General features: G+C 74.8%; 13 protein-coding genes, 1 tRNA gene and 1 pseudogene. 4 read left to right on the forward strand and 11 right to left on the reverse strand.

The features are described 5' to 3' along the window. Window positions 1–335 precede the first annotated feature (335 nt). The 8 genes from V7E46_RS25185 to V7E46_RS25220 form a co-directional block, all read right to left on the reverse strand. Window positions 336–2,744 (reverse strand): phosphatidylglycerol lysyltransferase domain-containing protein, encoded by a 2,409-nt coding sequence (locus V7E46_RS25185; protein ID WP_333770544.1) that lies wholly within the window; start codon window positions 2,742–2,744, stop codon window positions 336–338. 108 nt (window positions 2,745–2,852) lie between these two features. Next, window positions 2,853–2,926, reverse strand: a tRNA-Lys gene (locus tag V7E46_RS25190). Window positions 2,927–2,982: 56 nt separating this feature from the next. After that, on the reverse strand, window positions 2,983–3,603 hold the full coding sequence (locus tag V7E46_RS25195) for a bifunctional DNA primase/polymerase (protein ID WP_333770545.1): 621 nt from the start codon (window positions 3,601–3,603) through the stop codon (window positions 2,983–2,985). A 108-nt stretch (window positions 3,604–3,711) separates the two neighbouring features. Further along, the gene (locus V7E46_RS25200; RefSeq protein ID WP_333770546.1) at window positions 3,712–4,101 is read right to left on the reverse strand and encodes a hypothetical protein; all 390 of its coding nucleotides are present in this window, start codon (window positions 4,099–4,101) and stop codon (window positions 3,712–3,714) included. 90 nt (window positions 4,102–4,191) lie between these two features. After that, window positions 4,192–5,556: an AAA family ATPase gene (locus V7E46_RS25205; RefSeq protein ID WP_333770547.1), complete on the reverse strand. Its 1,365-nt coding sequence runs from the start codon at window positions 5,554–5,556 to the stop codon at window positions 4,192–4,194. Continuing rightward, window positions 5,553–7,157, reverse strand: coding sequence for a hypothetical protein (locus tag V7E46_RS25210; RefSeq protein ID WP_333770548.1), 1,605 nt, complete (start codon window positions 7,155–7,157; stop codon window positions 5,553–5,555). Before V7E46_RS25210 ends, V7E46_RS25205 begins: the two co-directional genes overlap by 4 nt. 691 nt (window positions 7,158–7,848) lie before the next feature. Further along, window positions 7,849–8,934, reverse strand: a complete 1,086-nt coding sequence (locus V7E46_RS25215; RefSeq protein WP_333770549.1) for a hypothetical protein — start codon at window positions 8,932–8,934, stop codon at window positions 7,849–7,851. Window positions 8,935–8,955: 21 nt separating this feature from the next. Further along, window positions 8,956–9,948: a phosphatase PAP2 family protein gene (locus V7E46_RS25220; protein ID WP_333770550.1), complete on the reverse strand. Its 993-nt coding sequence runs from the start codon at window positions 9,946–9,948 to the stop codon at window positions 8,956–8,958. A 302-nt stretch (window positions 9,949–10,250) separates the two neighbouring features. Here V7E46_RS25220 and V7E46_RS25225 point away from each other — a divergent pair, with 302 nt between their 5' ends. From V7E46_RS25225 to V7E46_RS25235, 3 genes are all read left to right on the forward strand, one after another. Continuing rightward, window positions 10,251–10,940 (forward strand): TetR/AcrR family transcriptional regulator, encoded by a 690-nt coding sequence (locus tag V7E46_RS25225; protein WP_333770551.1) that lies wholly within the window; start codon window positions 10,251–10,253, stop codon window positions 10,938–10,940. A gap of 44 nt (window positions 10,941–10,984) precedes the next feature. Then, window positions 10,985–11,575: a histidine phosphatase family protein gene (locus V7E46_RS25230; protein ID WP_333770552.1), complete on the forward strand. Its 591-nt coding sequence runs from the start codon at window positions 10,985–10,987 to the stop codon at window positions 11,573–11,575. A 134-nt stretch (window positions 11,576–11,709) separates the two neighbouring features. Further along, a complete protein-coding gene (locus tag V7E46_RS25235) occupies window positions 11,710–12,138 on the forward strand; it encodes an OsmC family peroxiredoxin (RefSeq protein ID WP_329178740.1) in 429 nt (142 codons plus the stop codon). A 16-nt stretch (window positions 12,139–12,154) separates the two neighbouring features. Here V7E46_RS25235 and V7E46_RS25240 read toward each other — a convergent pair whose 3' ends face one another. Together V7E46_RS25240 and V7E46_RS25245 are read right to left on the reverse strand one after the other, a co-directional pair. Beyond that, a complete protein-coding gene (locus tag V7E46_RS25240; RefSeq protein ID WP_333770553.1) occupies window positions 12,155–13,432 on the reverse strand; it encodes a M6 family metalloprotease domain-containing protein in 1,278 nt (425 codons plus the stop codon). Continuing rightward, window positions 13,413–14,654 (reverse strand): M6 family metalloprotease domain-containing protein, encoded by a 1,242-nt coding sequence (locus V7E46_RS25245; protein ID WP_333770554.1) that lies wholly within the window; start codon window positions 14,652–14,654, stop codon window positions 13,413–13,415. The genes V7E46_RS25240 and V7E46_RS25245 overlap by 20 nt, the downstream gene beginning before the upstream one ends. Window positions 14,655–15,043: 389 nt before the next feature. Here V7E46_RS25245 and V7E46_RS25250 point away from each other — a divergent pair. Next, window positions 15,044–16,819 (forward strand): annotated as a pseudogene (locus V7E46_RS25250) (putative bifunctional diguanylate cyclase/phosphodiesterase); the annotation flags it as partial. A 273-nt stretch (window positions 16,820–17,092) separates the two neighbouring features. Here the strand turns inward: V7E46_RS25250 and V7E46_RS25255 are convergent. Then, the coding region (locus V7E46_RS25255; protein ID WP_333770555.1) for a carbohydrate-binding protein at window positions 17,093–17,333 on the reverse strand (241 nt) is incomplete at its 5' end.

Here is a 17,333-nt window from a genome sequence, read left to right on the forward strand (position 1 = left end):
GCTCTGGGGGAAGGTGTTTGGCCGGGTGCGGGTGCCGGTGGTGGGTGGTCGGGGCCACTCGGGGGGTATCTCCTCGGACCGCGCACCTCGGCTCTGTGCGAACGTTCCCGTGGGAGTCGTGCGCACTCCTGCGGGGACACCCCAGGATCGTCCCCTCCGCCACCATCGGCATCCGCCGACCCGTGGGCGGGTGAGGTGGGGAGGCGGGCAGGGGAGCCGCCAATGGCGAGTCGACCCCCGCAGGGAGACCGTTCGCCACCGTCCCCGCCGCCGGACGCGGAAAAAGCCCGGCACGGACGGGCAATCCGCCGGCCGTGAGCGCGGCCCGGAGGGGGTCAGCGGCGGCGGGCCGCGGTGGCCGCGCGGGGGAGGTCGAGACGGCGTTCGTACATGAGGTAGCGGGGGTGCCAGCGCGGCGAGTAGGGGGCGTAAGGGCGTACGCGATCGGCACCGTGCCAGGGCCGGGCGTGGACGTTGAGGGAGAGGCGGGTGACGCCCGCCAGCGCGGGGGCGGTGGTGCGGGCGGCGGCAAGGAGGAGGTCGGTGAGGAGGTGGTCGACCGGCGTGCGGCCGGAGTCGCGGTCGTGGCGCAGGAGGTCGAGGGTGAGCCCGTCGGGACCCCAGGGCACGAAGCCGAGCAGCGCGCAGGTGCGGCCGTTGGGGTCGCGGCACTCCGCGAGCAGGTAGTCGCCGTCCGCGGGGTCGCCGAGGCGGCCGAGAGCGGCGGCGGCGCTGCGTTCGGCGGGGTGGCGGCGCCAGGCGTCGGCGAGCTGGCCGAGCCGGCGCCATTCGTCGGGGTCGACCTCGTCCTGGCGGCGGAAGACGGTGGTGTAGCCGGCGTCGGTGACGAGCCGGTGGGCCGCGAGGGGTCCGGCCGTGGTGTCGCCCGAGGCGAAGGCGCCGGCGTCCACCACCGCTTCGTCGCCCGAGGCGAAGCCGTGGAAGCCGGCGGCCTCGTAGGTGACGGCGGCGGCGGGTCCCGCGTTGGTGACGGCGGGGACCCAGGCGTGGCGGCGGGCGTGGGCGAGCCAGCCGGTGACGGCGGCGGGCCAGGCGGTGCGCGGGCCGAGGGGGTCGCCGGAGGCGAGGGCGACGCCGTTGACGACGCGGTAGAGGACGGCGGCGTCCCGGGACGGCGTCCAGCACACGGACTTGTCGCGGCGCAGGGCGAAGTAGCCGAGCGAGTCGCGGCGGCCGTACGCCCGCAGCAGCGCGCGCAGCCGGCGTTCGTCGGCGGGGACGAGCCGGGCCCGGCTGCGGGGGGCGCGGAAGAAGGCCAGCAGGACGACCAGCATCAGGGCGACGCTCAGGACGTTGATCGCCAGGTCGGTCCAGCCGGGCACCTTGATACCGGGCAGGTCGAACAGGCCGGAGACGGTGAGCACGCGGACGACGGCGTAGCGCAGGCTGGCGCTCCACTCGCGGGGCGGTGCCTGGTCGGTGGCGTGGACCAGCAGGGTGCCGACGCCGACCGCGACGACCGCCCCGATCAGCAGGCTGGTCAGGCCGAGCGCGACATTGCCGCGTTCGCCGCGCACGTTGAAGACCGGCCGGGAGACCAGCAGCGCGGTCAGGAAGAGCAGGGTGACGGCGAGCGAGACCCAGTTGAAGGGGTGGCCGCGGGATTCGGCGACGGCGGCCTCGGTGGTGATCAGCACGGCGGTGTAGCCGATGGCCAGCACGGTGGTGACGATCCATGCGGCGCGTTTGCGGCGGCGCAGGCTGATGGACAGGACCAGGGCGAGGGCGGCGCCGGTGAAGCCGGGGCTGACCAGGAAGGCGGTGACGTATTCGCCGTTGGTGGCGGCGCGCACCCGGTCGCGGAAGGGGGCGACGACGCCGGTCACGACGTTGACGGCGGTGGCCGCCCGCAGGTACCAGACGGCGGCGGCGGCGCCGGGGTCGCGCAGCGGGCGCAGCACCCGGGCGAGCAGCACTTCGAGCCGGGACGGCGGCAGGTCCACGATGGTGGGGCGGGCCGGCGGGGCCTTGGTCAGCGACACCGGGCTCGGCGCCCCGGCGACGGCGTCCATGGCGCGGGTCTTCACGGCGACCAGCCGCCGGTGGATACGGTCCTCGCGGCGTTCGGCGCGGGCCATCCGGCGCGGCCTGCTGCCGTACCGCCAGCGGGCCCAGGGGCTGCCGGGGCGGGCCAGCCGCAGGGCGCCGACGACGGCGAGGAAGGGCAGCATCACACCGAGCAGCCCGGTCCACACCTTGCCCTTGAGCAGGCACAGCACCACGAAGCCGAGGAGCACGGCGGCGACGACGTAGGTGGCGTAGGAGGTGCCGCCGACGTAGCCGCCGAGGGGGGCCTGGCCGATGAGCAGCAGGGCGATCACCGAGACGGCGAGGATCACCGCGTCGACGGACTGCCGGCCCTCCTCGCGCCAGTAGACGTCCTCCAGGTGCAGCACGAGGGCGAATTCGTCCAGGACCAGGCCGCAGCCGGCGCCGAAGATCACGGCGAGGATGTTGTGGGCGAGCGGGCCGCCGTGGACGGCGAAGGAGCCGACGCCGCCGATCAGCATCATCGCCTGGCCGAAGACCACGTGGTGGATGTGCAGCCCGCCGGGCTGGACGTTGCCCGGCCACCAGGAGACGCCTCTGCGGATCATCCGGACGCTGAAACGGATGAAGAGGAAGGACCCGAGCAGCCCTGCCAGCAGCAGGAACAGCGGTGTGCGGCCGCCGGTGCCGGAGATGTGCACCCGGACGGTGTCCGCCAGCGACCAGTGCCCCATGCACCCAGGGTGCTGGTCGGACGCTCGCCTGGCCAAACGGGCGCGCCGGACGGCGCCGCCCGCGTACGCCGAAGGCCCCCCGTGGACACGGGGGGCCTTCGTTTCAGGTGCGCCGCCAGGGACTCGAACCCCGGACCCGCTGATTAAGAGTCAGCTGCTCTAACCAACTGAGCTAGCGGCGCCTGCTGACGTGGAAAACATTAGCACCCACCCCTGCGACCTGAAAAATCGATACCGGTCAGGCGGAGCCGGGCAGCCCGATGAGTACCGGCGGGGCCGGCGACAGGGCGGTCCTGACCGCGCGCAGACAGGCCCACAGCAGTACGTCGGCGCCCGGCAGCCAGGGGTGCCGGGAGTCGGGGGCGACGACCCAGCGGGACACTCCCGCGCCGTCGCGCGGGGTGCCCGCCGGGTCCTCACGGGGCGCGGGAGCGGTGTGGAGGGCGGGGACGGTGACCGCGTCGCCGCTGCCGTGGCACAGCATCGGCGGGACGGCGCTGCCCCACTCCTCCCAGTCCAGCAGTGCGGGCAGCCGCTGGGCGGTGCCGGGCGCGACCAGCAGCAGGACCCTGCCGCGGTGGACGGCGACCGGGCCGCTGCCGGGTCCCGCCGCCCAGAGCTGCTCCAGCACCCGGCGGCCGAACAGGGGCGTGAGGTTCACCACGTCGAAGGCCGTGCCGCAGGGCAGGACGCTCGGGGCGGCCGGGCGGGCCGACCACAGGGCCTCGACGCTGCGCGGAAAGGCGCTCGCGGAGGCCAGCCAGGCGGCGCCTTCCGGGGTGACGCATGCGCTGTGCTGCCGCCGCCGGGCCTCGCTGACGATCCCGACGACGCTGGTGCTCCCCTGCCATTCATTCATGGCATCTACAGGTACCGCTTCAGCGGGCGGTGTCCCGGTGAATCGCCCGAATACGGGACAGGAACGCGCGGGAGGCGTAACCTACCGGCCCGCACGGCGATCGGGCGGCTACGGGGTGACACCGCCGCTGTCGATCAGGCCCTGACCGTACTCGGCCATCTTCTTGGCGTAGTCCTCGGTCCAGCCGGCCCGCTCGGCGAGGTCGGCCGCGGTGAGCCGGTCGAAGCGGCGCGGGTCGGTGAGCTGGGCGGCGGCGATGGCCTGGAACTCGGTCGCCCGGTCGGCGGCCGTACGGAAGGCCTGCTCCAGCTCGGTGGCCCTGGTCAGCAGCTGCCGCGGGTCGTCCATCGACTCCAGGTCGAAGAAGCGGTCGCCGCCGGTGTCGGCGGGCGCGCCGGGCTCGAACAGGAGCGGGGCGGGGCGTTTCGGCCGGTCGGCGCGGGGCTCGTGCGGCTCACGTGCCTCGCGGGACGGGCGAGCCGGTTGCGGCTCGGACATGCGCTACCTCCGGGGTCGGTTCCGCCTTCCATTGTCCCGCGCCCGCGCAAGTCCCCCGGGGCGGTCGCCCGAGATCCACCCGACAGGGCGTCAAGGGCGCCAGGGCACGCGGTGTTCGGCGAGGTGGGCCAGGACCGCGTGGTTGGCCTCCCAGCCGTCGGGGAATTTGACCGTGACGCCGAGGCGGACCGGCTCGGAGGACGGGTGTTCGTCGAGCAGATCGGCGACGCCTGCGCGGCAGACGACGATGCACGCGTGGCGGTGGCGGGAGGCCAGGACGCACAAGCGGCCCGTCTCCAGGTGGAAGGCGGTGGCGTCCGGGCGGCCCGAGAGCGGGTGCAGGACGACCGTGACGTCGAACTCCCGGCCCTGGAGGCGGTTCGCGGTGTCCACGGCGACGCCGCCGGGGCCGGCCGGCACCCCGAGCGCGGTCAGCGCGGTGCGCACCGCGGCTGCCTGGTCGCGGTGCGCGGTGCCGACCGCGATCCGGTCGGCGGTCAGCGGCGCGGGCTCGGCGCCGCGCTCCGAATACGTCAGCCCGCCGCGGTCCAGCAGCCGCCGTACGACCGCGGCCACCGCGCGTACCGCTTCCGGGTCGGTGCGCGGGGTGTGCCGGGCGGGCAGTTCGAGCAGACCCCAGCCGGACACCGCGGCCTCGTCCAGCACCCGGTCGGGCCCGCAGCCGTCCCCCGGCACCCCGAAGCCGAGCCGCCGGTCGCCGTGGCCCGTACCGCTCCTGAACGGGGTGTACGGGTAGAACGCCCGGGACACCAGCGGCGCCGCCGACGCGGGCAGCCGCCAGGACACCGGCAGACGGTGCTGGGGCAGGCCCGGGTTGTGCGCCAGCAGGGTGACCACGGCGCTCGCCGACGGGTCCCAGCTCAGCCCGGCCCACTGCTCGGCGCCGACCACGCTGAAAGGGTCGAGCTGGCCCGGGTCGCCGACGAAGAGCGCCCGCTCGAACAGGCCCGCGACCTGGAGCAGCGCGTCGGAGCGCATCTGGTAGGCCTCGTCCACGATGGCGTGCCGCCAGGGCTCGACGTCCTTGACGTACGCCCATTTCGCCGCCGTCGCGATCACCACCGAGCGGTCCCGGAGGTCGGCGACCGAGCTGGACTTCGCCACTTCCGGGTGCCGGTCCAGCGCCGGGTCGGGCGGGGAGTCGGCGCCGTGCAGCCGGCCCACCGGGAGGGTGGGCTCCGCGGTCGCGAGGCGGTCGGCGAGGTCGTCGACCTGGGCGTTGGTCTGCGCGACGATCATCAACCGCTCGCCGGACGCGGCCAGTTCGCGGGCCGCGCGCACCACGAGGGTCGACTTGCCCGCGCCGGGCGGCGAGTCCACGACGACACCGCGGGCGGTCCCGTGCATCGTGCTGGCCAGGATCGCCGCGGTCGCCGCGGCGGCCTCGGCCCCCGGGTCGAACCGGTCGCCGGCGCCGTCGAAGCCCTGCGTCACAGAAAGTCCTCCGCGGTCACGGTGTCGGGTACGTCGGGACCGGCCGCGGCGGCGCCGGGCGGGCCGCCGTGCGTCCAGGGCGTCGCCTCGGGGTCGGGCAGCGCGGGACCGCTGCGCGGGTCGTGCGCGAACAGCGTGAACGTCACCCGGTCCCCCACCTCCGGCACCGAGCCTTCCCGCGGCACCCTGCCCGTACCCATCCCGCCGGTGAGCTTGACGGTGACCGCCCACTCCGGGGCGTGCGGGACGCCGGCGCCGGGTGCTTCCCCGTCCCGGGGCGCGGGCACCTCCGCGGCGGGCGCGACGGCGACCAGCTCGGCGGTCTGGGCCGACTTCGCGTCGGGCAGGGCGCGGTAGGCCCTGCTGCCCGGGTCCGCCTGGGGGAGGTCCCCGGTGGTGACGGTGACCAGGGGGCGGGGCATCGGGCGGCGGCCGTCCGCATACGCCATCTCGACGTCGAGCACCGTGCCGGTGAAGGCCTCGCCCGCCAGCCGCCGGGCCGCCATCACCAGCGGGTCGTCCAGGGCCTCCTGGGCGACCAGCCGGGCCTGGGCGGTCTCGCGGCCCGCGAGCTTCTGCGCGGCGGTGACCGCGTCGTCCCGCTTCGGCTGCGGCGGCTCCCCGGCCCGCACCCGGTCGCGGTGCCCGGTGAAGGACCAGCGGTCCCGCTTCCAGCGCTCGGCCACATGCGCGCCCTCGGGCAGCGCCCGCAGCAGGTCGACGCCGTGCCACACGTCGTCCCAGGTGGGCCGCAGCTGCGAGCCGACCAGCCGCCGTACGTCCGCCTCGGCGGCCCGCATCGGCGGTACGGCGCCGGCGTTGCGGGCCGCGTCGTAGCGGGCCAGCGCCGGGGCCAGGACGCTGTTGTCGAAGACCGGGTCGGTGGCGGGGCCGGCCGGCGGGCTGAGCAGCAGCCCGTCCCGGTCCCTGCCGGTCTGCGCGCGGGCGGCGGCGGTCGGGCCGTCCAGCCCGGCCGGCGGGTCGATCCAGCCCAGCAGCGCGCCCAGGTGCTGGTCCTCCATCGCGCTCTGGCCGGTGGCCCAGTGCCGGGTGAGCAGGTCCGTCATGGCGACCAGCAGCGCGCTGCCCGGGGTGCGGGCGCGTTCCGCGCAGTGCGTCAGCCAGCGGCCCAGCAGCGGGACCGGGACCGGCACCGGGTGCGGGGCGTCCGGGTCCTCGACGGTCCGCAGATAGCGGGTGGAGCGGCCGAGCAGGCGTACGTACTCCAGCGCGGCGCCGTTCGGCACGATGATCTGCGGGGCGTCCGCGCAGACCTCCGTCTCCTCGCGGTTGCGGGTGGCCGGCTCGGTCTCGACGTCGTCGGCGTATGTCTCGATCACCGGCAGGACGGCGGCGGCGAGGCCGGCGAAGAAGGCGAAGCGGAGTTCGCGGTCGAGGGGTTGGGGCACCACGAGCAGGGTCGGCGCGGCGCGGTCGGTGCCGACCATGGCGCCCAGCGGTGCGCCCGCTTCTCCCGCGGTGGTCAGGGGGACCAGGACGAGTGGCCTTGCGGCCAGCCATCGGTGGCGGACGGTGGCCGCGGGCACGGCCTGGCCCCGGGACACCGCTTCCGCGCGGGCCAGCACATTCATGAGCGTCACGCGGTGCCACCGCCCCTGCGGGGCTGCTTCTGCGGTCCCCGGCCCACCGCCCGGTGAAGGGTCCCCCCTTCGGGGTACGGTCCGCCGTCCGAACGGCTCACCACCGCCGTGGCCGGGCGCGCAGTTCCCCGCGCCCCTGCGGGGCACCACCCCTCGCACGAACGGTGCGCCGCCATCGTGGCCGGGCACGGACCTACCCGCTCACTGCCACAGAGGGCACGCACCCCAGGGGCGCGGGGAACGGCGCGAGCAGCCCACCACGACCGTCGCGGGCGGACGGACCGCACCACCCCAGGGGCGCGGGGAACTGCGCGACCAGCCGTCGACAAGCTGCACGTGGCCACCGGCCCGAAGGGACTGTTCGGTCCGCCCCGGACCACCGGCCGGTGGGCGGTTGCTCGCGCCCCTGCGGGGCGCGCCCCGCCGTGCGAACAGTGCGCCAGCGCACCGGCCGAGCACGGACTTGCCGGCTCAGCACCGCAGAGGGCACGCACCCCTGCGGGGCACGTCCCGCCGCGCGGGCAGCGCCCCTGGGGGGCACCCCCCTGCCGAAGGGGTGCCGGCAGGACCACGGCGCCCGGGGAGGGGCATCCCCTTGCCGAGGGGGCACCGTCAGCACCCCCGCGCCCGGGGGAAGGACACGTCACGCCGGACGGACGGCGCGACCCCGGGGGGCGGGCCCCGAAGCGGGTCACCGGGGATCACCGCAAGCGCGAAGGGCTTCGGCTCGCAAGCTCGCCGCACGGCGAAGCGCGGCGGCGGTCGGATCGTCGTCCCCGCCGGACGGCGGCACCGCAGCGGCGGTCAGGACCGCGCTCACCGTCGTGAGGCCGCCGAGGTCGGCGCGCAGGCCGCGCCCGAGCGCGTCGACGGAGTCCGCCGCGCGGGCCCGGTCACGGCAGTGGAAGGCCAGTTCGCAACTGGCCAGGCACTCGGGCGCGTACGCGGCCGGCACGGACTCGACCGCGGCGGTCAGCGCGGCGGGCGGGCGGCCCGGCGCGAGGTCGAAGGTCGTGCCCTCGGGGAGGGCCGCGGCGATCTCCTCGATCCGGGTGAGCCGGGTGAGCTGGCGCCGGGTGACAGCGACCTGCTTGCGGACGTCGACCCACTCGGCGGTGGGCAGGTTGGAGAAGTCCTTGGGGCAGACCAGCAGCACGTCGGTGCGGGTGCGGCCGGGCTGGAGGGCGTCCAGGGCCAGGACGTAGACCGCCGCCTGACGGGCCGCCGCGCCGACCTTCATCGCGTCGGCGCCGCCGTCCAGGATCGGGAAGGACTTGATCTCGGCGACGGTCCAGGCGCCGTCCGGGGCGACAGCGACCGCGTCGGGTTCGAGGAAGACCGTGGACCCGGCGACCTCAAGGGCCAGCAGCGGGTGGTCCAGCAGGGTCCAGGACCCGGGCGCGGCCTCGGCCAGGGCGATCCGGGTGCGGGCGGCCCGCCCCTCGGGGCCCGCCGCGCCGAGGTCGGGGACCTCCGCGTGCGCCCCCTCGGCGCCCAGCAGCCGCAGCAGTTCCGCGCAGCGGCCGGCCTTGACCCTGGCCTCGAAGGCGTGACCGCGGGAGAAGGCGAACCGGGATTGGCCGAAACGGGCCGGGGCGCCCAGCGCCTCGGCGACCGCGCCCTTGTCGACGCCGGCGGCGTCGAGCAGGGCCCGGCGCCGGCAGCCGGGGTTCGCGGCGAGTGCGGCCAGCGCCCGCGCGTCGAGCGGGCGGGGGGCGGTGTCCGGGCCGCGGAGGGCGGCCAGCCGCTCCCGCAGCGAGTGGTGCTTAGTGCTCACCCGCGAAAGTGTGGCATCCGGCTACGACATCCGGCTGCGCTCGCCGCGCCCGGCCCCGCTGCCGCCGGCCGCGCCGGGGTCCCGGCCGGGGTCGCCGGGGTCGCCCGGCGGTACGGACACCGTGCGCGGCGCGGGCACTTTCGCCCCGCCGGGCGCGGCTGCCTGCTGCTTGTCGGCGGGCGCGCCGGGCGCCACGCTCACGGCGACGACGGCCTCGTGGACCGGCTCCGTGCCGAGCCTGCGGCGGACCCTGGCCTGGAGCCCGTCCACCACCCGCAGCGCGGGCTTGGCCAGCAGGAAGCCGACGCCCATGGTGGCGACACCGGCCGCCGCGTCCATCAGGTAGTGGTTGGCGGTGCCCATCACCACGAAGGCGGTCATCAGGGGGTAGATCACCCCGAGGGCGCGCACGAACCAGTTCCGCCCGTAGCGGAAGAGCATGATGCCGCACCACAGCGACCAGCCGACATGCAGGCTGGGCATGGCGGCGTACTCGTTGGTGAGGTGCCCCATGCCGCGGGGCGCGCTCGCGTCGGTGCCCCACCAGCCGTAGGAGCCGTACTGCGCCATCGTGTCCATGAAGCCGTGCGCGCCGGGCAGCAGCCGCGGCGGGGCGGTGGGCACCACGGTGAAGCCGACCAGGCCGATGAGCGTGGACACCATCAGCCAGGTGCGGGCGTTGCGGTAGTGGGTGGGGCGCCGCAACCACAGCCAGACCAGCACCGACGGGGTCACCACGTAGTGCAGCGAGGCGTACGCGAAGTCCGCCGGGACGCCGAGGAAGGCGTGGTGGGTGAAGAGCTGGTTGAACCAGCGCTCGGGGTCGAGGTGGGTCAGCTGCTCGAAGTGCAGGATGTCCGCGCCGTGCTCGACCGCGTCGTTCACATCACCGCGCACCAGCAGCCGGGCTCCGGAATACAGCGCGTAGATCACGGCAATCAGCGGCAGCTCGGTCCACCAGCGCAGTCTGCCCCGGTAGGCGGCAGCTCGCGGCGCGGTGGCGGTGATCGTCATGCGGGCGTCTCTCCAGGTTCTCCGAAGGCCGCGGGCGGCTGTCATGGACTCGTGGCGTACCCTCTACCGTACGACGTACGTTAGACCGTACGCACACCGCCCCGGTCAAAAGGTCGAAACTCGAGTTTCCACTGGTGTTCAGCGCTCGTACGGTGTTCAACCTTCCGTGGCGGGGTATGCAGGGCGAAGGACGCCTGGCCTACTGCCCCGGGTTGCCCCTCCCATGTCGCGGCCGGGCACCGAAGCACAGCATTCCAGCCGAACAGCAGGACAGCAGCGAAGGACGAGAACAAGAGAATCCGATGTCCCTCTCCCAGCCGGTCAGCCCCCCACGGCGCCGCGCCCCGCGCAATTCGCTCAACCCCGACCGTATCCTCGATGCCGCCATCACCCTGCTCGACCGCGACGGCGCCGAGGCCTTCACCATGCGCGGCCTCGCCCAGCAGCTCGGTGTCGGCACGATGGCCGTCTACTCGCACTTCCGGGGCAAGGACGAGATCAGCGACGCCGTCGCCCAGCGGCTGCTGGACACGATAGAGCTTCCGCCGGGCGGTTCGGACGATCCGCGAAGTGAATTGCGCGAGGTGTGCCTCGGGGTGTATCGGCTGTTCTCCGACCATCCCTCGGCGCTCCAGCTGCTGGCGGGCCGCCCGCTGCGCGGCGACGACGCGGTCGCACTGATCGACCGGATGCTGGGCCTGCTGCGGCGGGCCGGGCTCGGCCGCGCGGACGCCGCGCACGCGCACGTCGCGCTGATGCAGTACACCGAGGGCTCCGCCCTGTGGAACACCCGGCGGGCCCGGGCGCTGTGCGACGAGGGCGTCAGGGAGCGGGTACGGGCCAGGATCGCCGCGCTGCCGCCCGACACGTACCCGGCGCTGGTCTCACTCGCGCCGGAGCTGCTGTGCGCCCAGAGCGAGGGCACGCGGCAGTTCGAGTTCGGCCTCGACGGCCTGCTGCGGGGGCTGCTCGGCGGTCCGCCGCAGGTCTGAGCGATGATGGGAGCCTCCCGCCCCCTCACGAGAGGCCGCCCTGCATGGCTGCGCGCATCCTTCTGGTCAGGCACGGCCAGACGGAATGGTCCCTGTCCGGCCGCCACACCGGCCGCACCGACATCCCGCTGACCGACGAGGGCCGCAGGACCGCCCGGGTGCTCGGCGGCCGGCTCGCGGGCGCCCCCTGGAACGGCCTGCGCGATGTCGAGGTCCGCACCAGCCCGCTGCGGCGGGCGGCCGACACCTGCCAGGAGGCGGGTTTCCCCGGCGCCAAGGAGTGGGACGCGCTGCTCGAATGGGACTACGGCGACTACGAGGGCCGGACCCCCGCGGAACTCCAGGCGCTGCGGCCCGGCTGGCACATCTGGCGCGACGGCGTGCCCAACGGCGAGGCGCCCGACGACGTGGCGGTACGCGCCGACGACGTGATCGGCTGGGCCCGGTCGGCGCAGCGCGACGTGCTGGTCTTCGCGCACGGCCATGTGCTGCGCATGCTCGGCGCCCGCTGGCTGGGCCTGCCGCCGGCCTTCGGCGCGGCCCTGCGCCTGGACCCGGCGTCACTGTCGATACTGGGCTGGGCCTACGGTGAGCCCGCGATCGAGCGCTGGAACGACACCGGGCACCTCGGCTGAGGCCGCGCCAGGGCGGCCTCGCGGCCGGGCGCCAGGGCAGGACGCCGGCACCGGCGGGACCACGCGACCGGGTAGCGTTCGGGGGGCGGCGGGAGCCGCGGACCGACGGTACGTAATCGATGGAGGCTTTCACCATGGCAACCACCCGCACCGCGACCACCCAGTGGAAGGGCGCGCTGATCGGCGGCGCCGGCACCGTCTCGCTCGACACCTCGGGTGTCGGCACCTACGAGGTCTCCTGGCCCTCGCGCGCCGAGGCCGCCAACGGCAAGACCAGCCCCGAGGAGCTGATCGCGGCGGCTCACTCCTCGTGCTACTCGATGGCGCTCTCGCACGGCCTGGCAGGCGCCGGCACCCCGCCGGAGACCGTGCAGACCGTGGCGAACGTCACCTTCCAGCCCGGCGAGGGCATCACCGGCATCACCCTGTCGGTGAAGGCCCGGGTGCCCGGCCTGTCCGCCGAGGACTTCGAGGCGGCGGCGCAGGACGCGAAGGCGAACTGCCCGGTCAGCAAGGCGCTCGCGGGCGTGAACATCACCCTTGAGGCCGAACTGCTCAGCTGAGCCCGGGCCGTTGGGGTCAGCGGCGGGTGACGCGTACCGACCAGTCGCCCGCCGCGTCGCGGCCCAGCACCGTGAAGGTCACCCCCGCCGCGCTGTCGGTGTAGGACTGGCCGGCGGTGAAGGGCGCGTCGTTGAGCGAGTTGAAGGCGCCGCTGCTGAAGTCGCAGGCGGAGCTGGCCGGGTGGCCGTCCACCACGGTGACCGGGCCCTGGCCCGAGTCGATGTCGGTACGCACCCGGTAGGCGAGTACGCCCTGCCGGCAGGCCTCGTGGTCGGCGCGGACGGCGGCCCGCGCCTCGATGACGAAGACCCGCGTGGGCCCGTAGGGGATGATCACCGCCTTGCGTCCGCCGGGCGTCTCGACGGGGCTGAGCCGGTAGGTGGCGGTGCCGCGCGAGGTGAGGCAGGCGATCTGGCGGTCGGCCAGCCAGCTGAGCCGCCATTTGTGCCAGGCGAACAGGTCGCCCTGCAGGCCCCAGTCGAGCGACATGGTGTCCCACTGCCCGGCGAGGGTGTCGGTGCGCTGGAAGTTGTCGGCCGCGTAGAGGTCGGGCAGCCCGAAGTCGTGGCCGTTCTCGTGGCTGAGGACCCGTGAACCCGACTGGTCGTGGCCGTAGATGAGCGACACCTTGTTGAGGTGGGCACCCTCGTCGGTGGTGGCGGCGGACGCGCCGGTCCAGGTGACGGACAGCACCGCCTCGTCGGCCGGCGGCCCCGCGTTGGGCGTGACCAGGATGTTGACCAGGTCGTAGCCGCTGAAGTCTGTGCGCGGGTCCGCGGCCTTGAGCAGGTCGCGCATCATCGCCGCGTGCGCGTCCCAGCCGTAGCCGCGGCCTATCCCGTACGCGGTGAACGGCCGCGGCATGCGTATGTAGCGCAGCACCGGGGTGGACTCGTAGTCGAGCTTTCCGTACGACGCGGCGGCGTACCACTTCTTGACCGCGGGGAAGAACTCGGCGTAGCGCTCGCGGGCGCTGTAGGGCGCGGGCGCGTCGGGGAAGTCGATCAGCAGGGTCAGGGCGTGGACCGTGCCGGTGGACGGGGCGAATTCGGCGTCGGGACCGCGGAGCTTGGTGTCGGGGAAGCCCTCGGACATGGCCACGCCCGATACGGCCCGCAGGGCGCAGGGCCGCGCGGCGGGCGGGGACGCGGGCATGGCCCGCTGCCCGGCGCCGGCGGACACCGAACTGCCCACGGCGAGCAGCCCGGCCGCCGCCAGCGCCGCCGTCCGCGCGCCCCGGGCGGCGAACCGCCGGGCTCTGCCGGGCCGCGCGCTACCCGGGGCGGCCGGCATCCTCACCGCCCGGCAGGCTCTCGGTGACCTTGACCGCCCAGTCGCCGTCGGGCTCGTGGCCGGTGACGGTGACCCGGGTGGTGCCGTCGGGCAGGGCGTAGGACTCCCCGACACCGAGCGGGGCGTCGGCCAGCGGCGGGTAGACGGAGGTGGCCGCGCAGGCGGAGTGGCCCGGGTGCCCGTCGACGACGTCGATCGGCCCGGCGCCGGATTCGCGGTCGGAGCGCACCCGGTAGAGCAGGACGCCCTGCCGGCAGGCGGTCCGGTCGTTGCCCGCGGCGGTGCGGGCCTCGATGGCGAGCGCGGTGTCGGCCCCGGTACGGACGACCAGCAGCTTGAGGCCGCCGCGGGTCTCGTCCGGGCTGAGGTCGTGGTAGGTCGTGCCGGTGCCGGTGACGCAGCCGACCTGGCCCGGTGCCAGCCAGCCGAGCTTCCACTTGTGCCAGGCGAAGGGTTCGGGGGCCAGGCCGAACTGGCTGCCCATCAGGTCCCAGTCGCCGACATGGGTGTCCCAGTCGGCGTTGGAGCTGGCCGGCGGCCGGTAGTAGAGGTCGGGCAGGTCGAAGACATGGCCGGTCTCGTGGGCCAGCACATTGCGGTCCGGCGGGTGCTGTTCGAAGACGGTCACCAGGCGGGCCAGCGGATTGCCGTCGAGGGTGACCGGCGCGGCGAGGTTGACGACCTTGGTGGCGTCGGAGTCCACGCCGGGCGCGCCGGGGTCGGCGACGAGATAGACCACGTCGTAGCCGCTGAAGTCGACCACCGGGTCGGCCGTCGTCAGCGCGTCGCGCAGATACGCGGTACGGTCCGCGGCCCGCCAGTCGCGGCTGATGGCGTACGCGGTCGCCGAGTGCGGCATCGGCAGCCAGCGGTCCACGGTGTGCAGGTGCAGCCGGAACTGCCCGTACGACGCCTGGTCGTAGAAGTCGCCGGTGGCCGGGAAGTGGTCGGCGGCCACCTCCCGCGGGGTCAGGGCGGGCGGGGAGTCGGGGAAGGACAGGAAGACCATCAGCGCCTTCACGTCGCCCCGGGCCTTCGCGTAGCCGCCGGGGGCGCTGTCGACGCCCTCGGAGTGGTGCAGGGACGTACGCGGCAGCAGGCACGCGGCGGACGCGGGCGCGGCCTGCGCGGAGGGTCCGGTGGCCAGCGTCCAGGCGACGAGCGCGCCGAACACGCAGACCGCCGCGGCGGCGGACCGCGCCCCGCGCGGGCGCCCGGGCACGCCGGTGGCGCCCCGCGCGCGCCGAGCGCCGCCGGCGCCCCGCGTATCGCCTGCCGAGATGCCTGACCGCCGCACTTGGACCTCCGGGAAGGGGTTCGCGAACCCGTTCGGGACACCTCGATCACCTTGCTACGGATTGCGGTGGTATGCGGGGTTCGGCTGCGCCGCCCGGGTGGTGCGCGGGTCGCCCGGCGCGGCGAACATCTGCGCGGCCAGCGGCATTACGTTCCGTAACAGCGCAGGTGAAGCGATCAGGAGTGCCGCCCAATCGCGCAGAAACGGTCGGCCCGCGGGTTCGCATGCCGAGAATCACCACCGCAACGCTGGATCGGCTGCTCCGCCAGCCCATATGATCGCGAACGAGACGAGCGCAACACGGGGAGCAGGCCATGGGCGGACCCGCGGGCGGCCCCGGCGTCGACCCCGACAGCACAGCACAGGTCATCACACAGAGTCACAGCTCTGCCCCGCGCCCGCGCGGTACGGCGGCCCGCGACGAAGCCGAGCTGCGCGACTACCGGGCCGCCTTCGCGGTGGCCAGGTCGGCGATGGCGCTGGTGTCCCCCGAGGGCGACGTGCTGGCCGCGAACGCGGCGCTGGCCACCCTGCTGGGCGCCGCCCCCGAACGCCTCGCCGCGGTCGGCGCGGGCGCGCTGCTCGGCCTGGCCGGCGACCCGCACGCCGGTGCCGCCTTCCACGACGTGCTCACCGGGCGCCGCGACCGGCTGCGCTGCACCCGGCGGATCCCCCGGCAGGACGGCGCGGCGCTGCTGGCCGAGGTCACCCTGTCCCGGACCGGCGCGGGACCGCTGCTGCTGACCGTCGAGGACATCGGCGAACGCGAGGCGCTGCGCGAGCAGTTGCGGCATCTGCGGATGCACGACCCGGTCACCAGGCTGCCCAACAGGGCGCTGTTCTTCGAGCGCCTCACCGACGCGTGCGACAGCGCGCCGGGCCGCGGCACCGGCCGGATCGGGCTGTGCTATCTCGACCTCGACGGCTTCAAGGCCGTCAACGACACGCTCGGCCACCGGGTCGGCGACGAGCTCCTCGCCGCCGTCGCCCGCCGGCTGCTGACCTGCGCGGAGCCCGGCGGGCACCTGGTCGCCCGGCTCGGCGGCGACGAATTCGCGCTGCTGGTACGGGACTCCACCGGCACCGGGCAGGCCACTGCGCTGGCCGAGTCGGTGCTGACCGCGCTCCAGCCGCCCTTCGACATCGCCGGGCAGCGGCTCGCGGTCTCCGCCAGCATCGGGGTGGTCGAGCGGGAGGCGCCGGGCAGTTCGGCGACCGGCCTGATGCAGGCCGCAGACACCACGCTGTATTGGGCCAAGGCCGACGGGAAGGCCCGCTGGACGCTCTTCGACCCCGAGCGCAACGAGCACCGGATGACCCGGCAGGCGCTGTCCCGGACGCTGCGGCAGGCCGTGGAGCGCGGCGAGTTCGTGCTCGACTACCAGCCGCTGGTCGCCCTGGACACCGGTGAGCTGCGCGGGGTGGAGGCGCTGGTCCGCTGGGAGCACCCGCACTTCGGGCGGCTGGCCCCCAACCGCTTCATCGGCCTGGCCGAGGAGGACGGCTCGATCGTGCAGCTGGGCCGCTGGGTGCTCGCGCAGTCCTGCCGGCAGGCCCGCGCCTGGCAGGTCGCGCATCCGCAGGCGCCGCCCGTGGTCAGCGTCAATGTCGCGGTCCGCCAGATGTGGGACTCCGACCTGGTCGCGGACGTCGCGGAGATCCTGGCGGAGACGGGGCTGCCGCCGCGGCTGCTGCAACTCGAACTCACCGAATCAGCGGTGATGGGCTCGGCCGGCCGGCCGCTCCAGGCTCTGCACGCGCTGCACGAGATGGGCGTACGGATCGTTATCGACGACTTCGGCACGGGGTATTCGAATCTGGCGTACATGAGCCGGCTGCCGGTCTCGGCGCTGAAGCTCGACGGCTCCTTCGTCCAGGGCTTCCGCTCGGCGGAACACCCCAACCCGGCCGACGAGACGATCGTCGAGGCCCTGGTCGACCTCGCCCACCGGCTGGGCCTGACGGTCACGGCGGAGTGCGTCGAGAACGCGGAGCAGGCGGAGCGCCTGCGGAGGATCGGCTGCGACACGGGGCAGGGCTGGCACTACTCACGTCCCGTGGGGCCCGACGCCATCTCCCGCCTGCTGGGGTGACCCCGGGCCTGCTGCCCGGCCTGCCCCGGGACGCCGTCCCCGGATCTTCCCCCGGTGGAGGGGAAGCGCGCGGCACGCCGCGGCGGCGGGAGAGGAGCAAGGCCACAGCACGCGGCAGTCCCGCAGGGAGCCCGGCCACGACGGGCCGTCGTGGAAGAACAGGCCGGGAGCACTTCCGTGCGAACCCCCGGAGGGACCCGCGTCCTCGGGGGGAGAGAGGACGCGGGTCCCGGGGTGAGGGGGGTCAGTGTGGGGTGACCCCGGTGGGAATCAGCAGGCGCCGAGGTCCTGCCAGACGCCCCATTCCCCGGTCGTACCGGGCTCCTCGTTCGTGGTCCACCACTTGGCGTTCCACTTGTGGCCCTTCCAGGAGACCTGGTTGCCGCCGACGTAGACCGCGGAGGCGGACCAGGACGGCAGGGTGCAGGTGCCGCCCGGCGGGGTGGTGGGCGGAGTGGTCGGAGGAGTGGTCGGCGGCGTCGTCGGCGGGGTGGTCGGCGGCGTCGTGGGC

This window comes from Streptomyces sp. IBSBF 2435 (assembly GCF_036815005.1).
GTDB lineage: Bacteria > Actinomycetota > Actinomycetes > Streptomycetales > Streptomycetaceae > Actinacidiphila.

Bases quoted from the DNA above. Each gene is read 5' to 3' on its own strand.
- V7E46_RS25185 (WP_333770544.1), bottom strand. From the start codon at position 2,744: ATGGGGCACTGGTCGCTGGCGGACACCGTCCGGGTGCACATCTCCGGC.
- V7E46_RS25195 (WP_333770545.1), bottom strand. From the start codon at position 3,603: ATGAATGAATGGCAGGGGAGCACCAGCGTCGTCGGGATCGTCAGCGAG.
- V7E46_RS25200 (WP_333770546.1), bottom strand. From the start codon at position 4,101: ATGTCCGAGCCGCAACCGGCTCGCCCGTCCCGCGAGGCACGTGAGCCG.
- V7E46_RS25220 (WP_333770550.1), bottom strand. From the start codon at position 9,948: ATGACGATCACCGCCACCGCGCCGCGAGCTGCCGCCTACCGGGGCAGA.
- V7E46_RS25225 (WP_333770551.1), top strand. From the start codon at position 10,251: ATGTCCCTCTCCCAGCCGGTCAGCCCCCCACGGCGCCGCGCCCCGCGC.
- V7E46_RS25230 (WP_333770552.1), top strand. From the start codon at position 10,985: ATGGCTGCGCGCATCCTTCTGGTCAGGCACGGCCAGACGGAATGGTCC.
- V7E46_RS25235 (WP_329178740.1), top strand. From the start codon at position 11,710: ATGGCAACCACCCGCACCGCGACCACCCAGTGGAAGGGCGCGCTGATC.
- V7E46_RS25240 (WP_333770553.1), bottom strand. From the start codon at position 13,432: ATGCCGGCCGCCCCGGGTAGCGCGCGGCCCGGCAGAGCCCGGCGGTTC.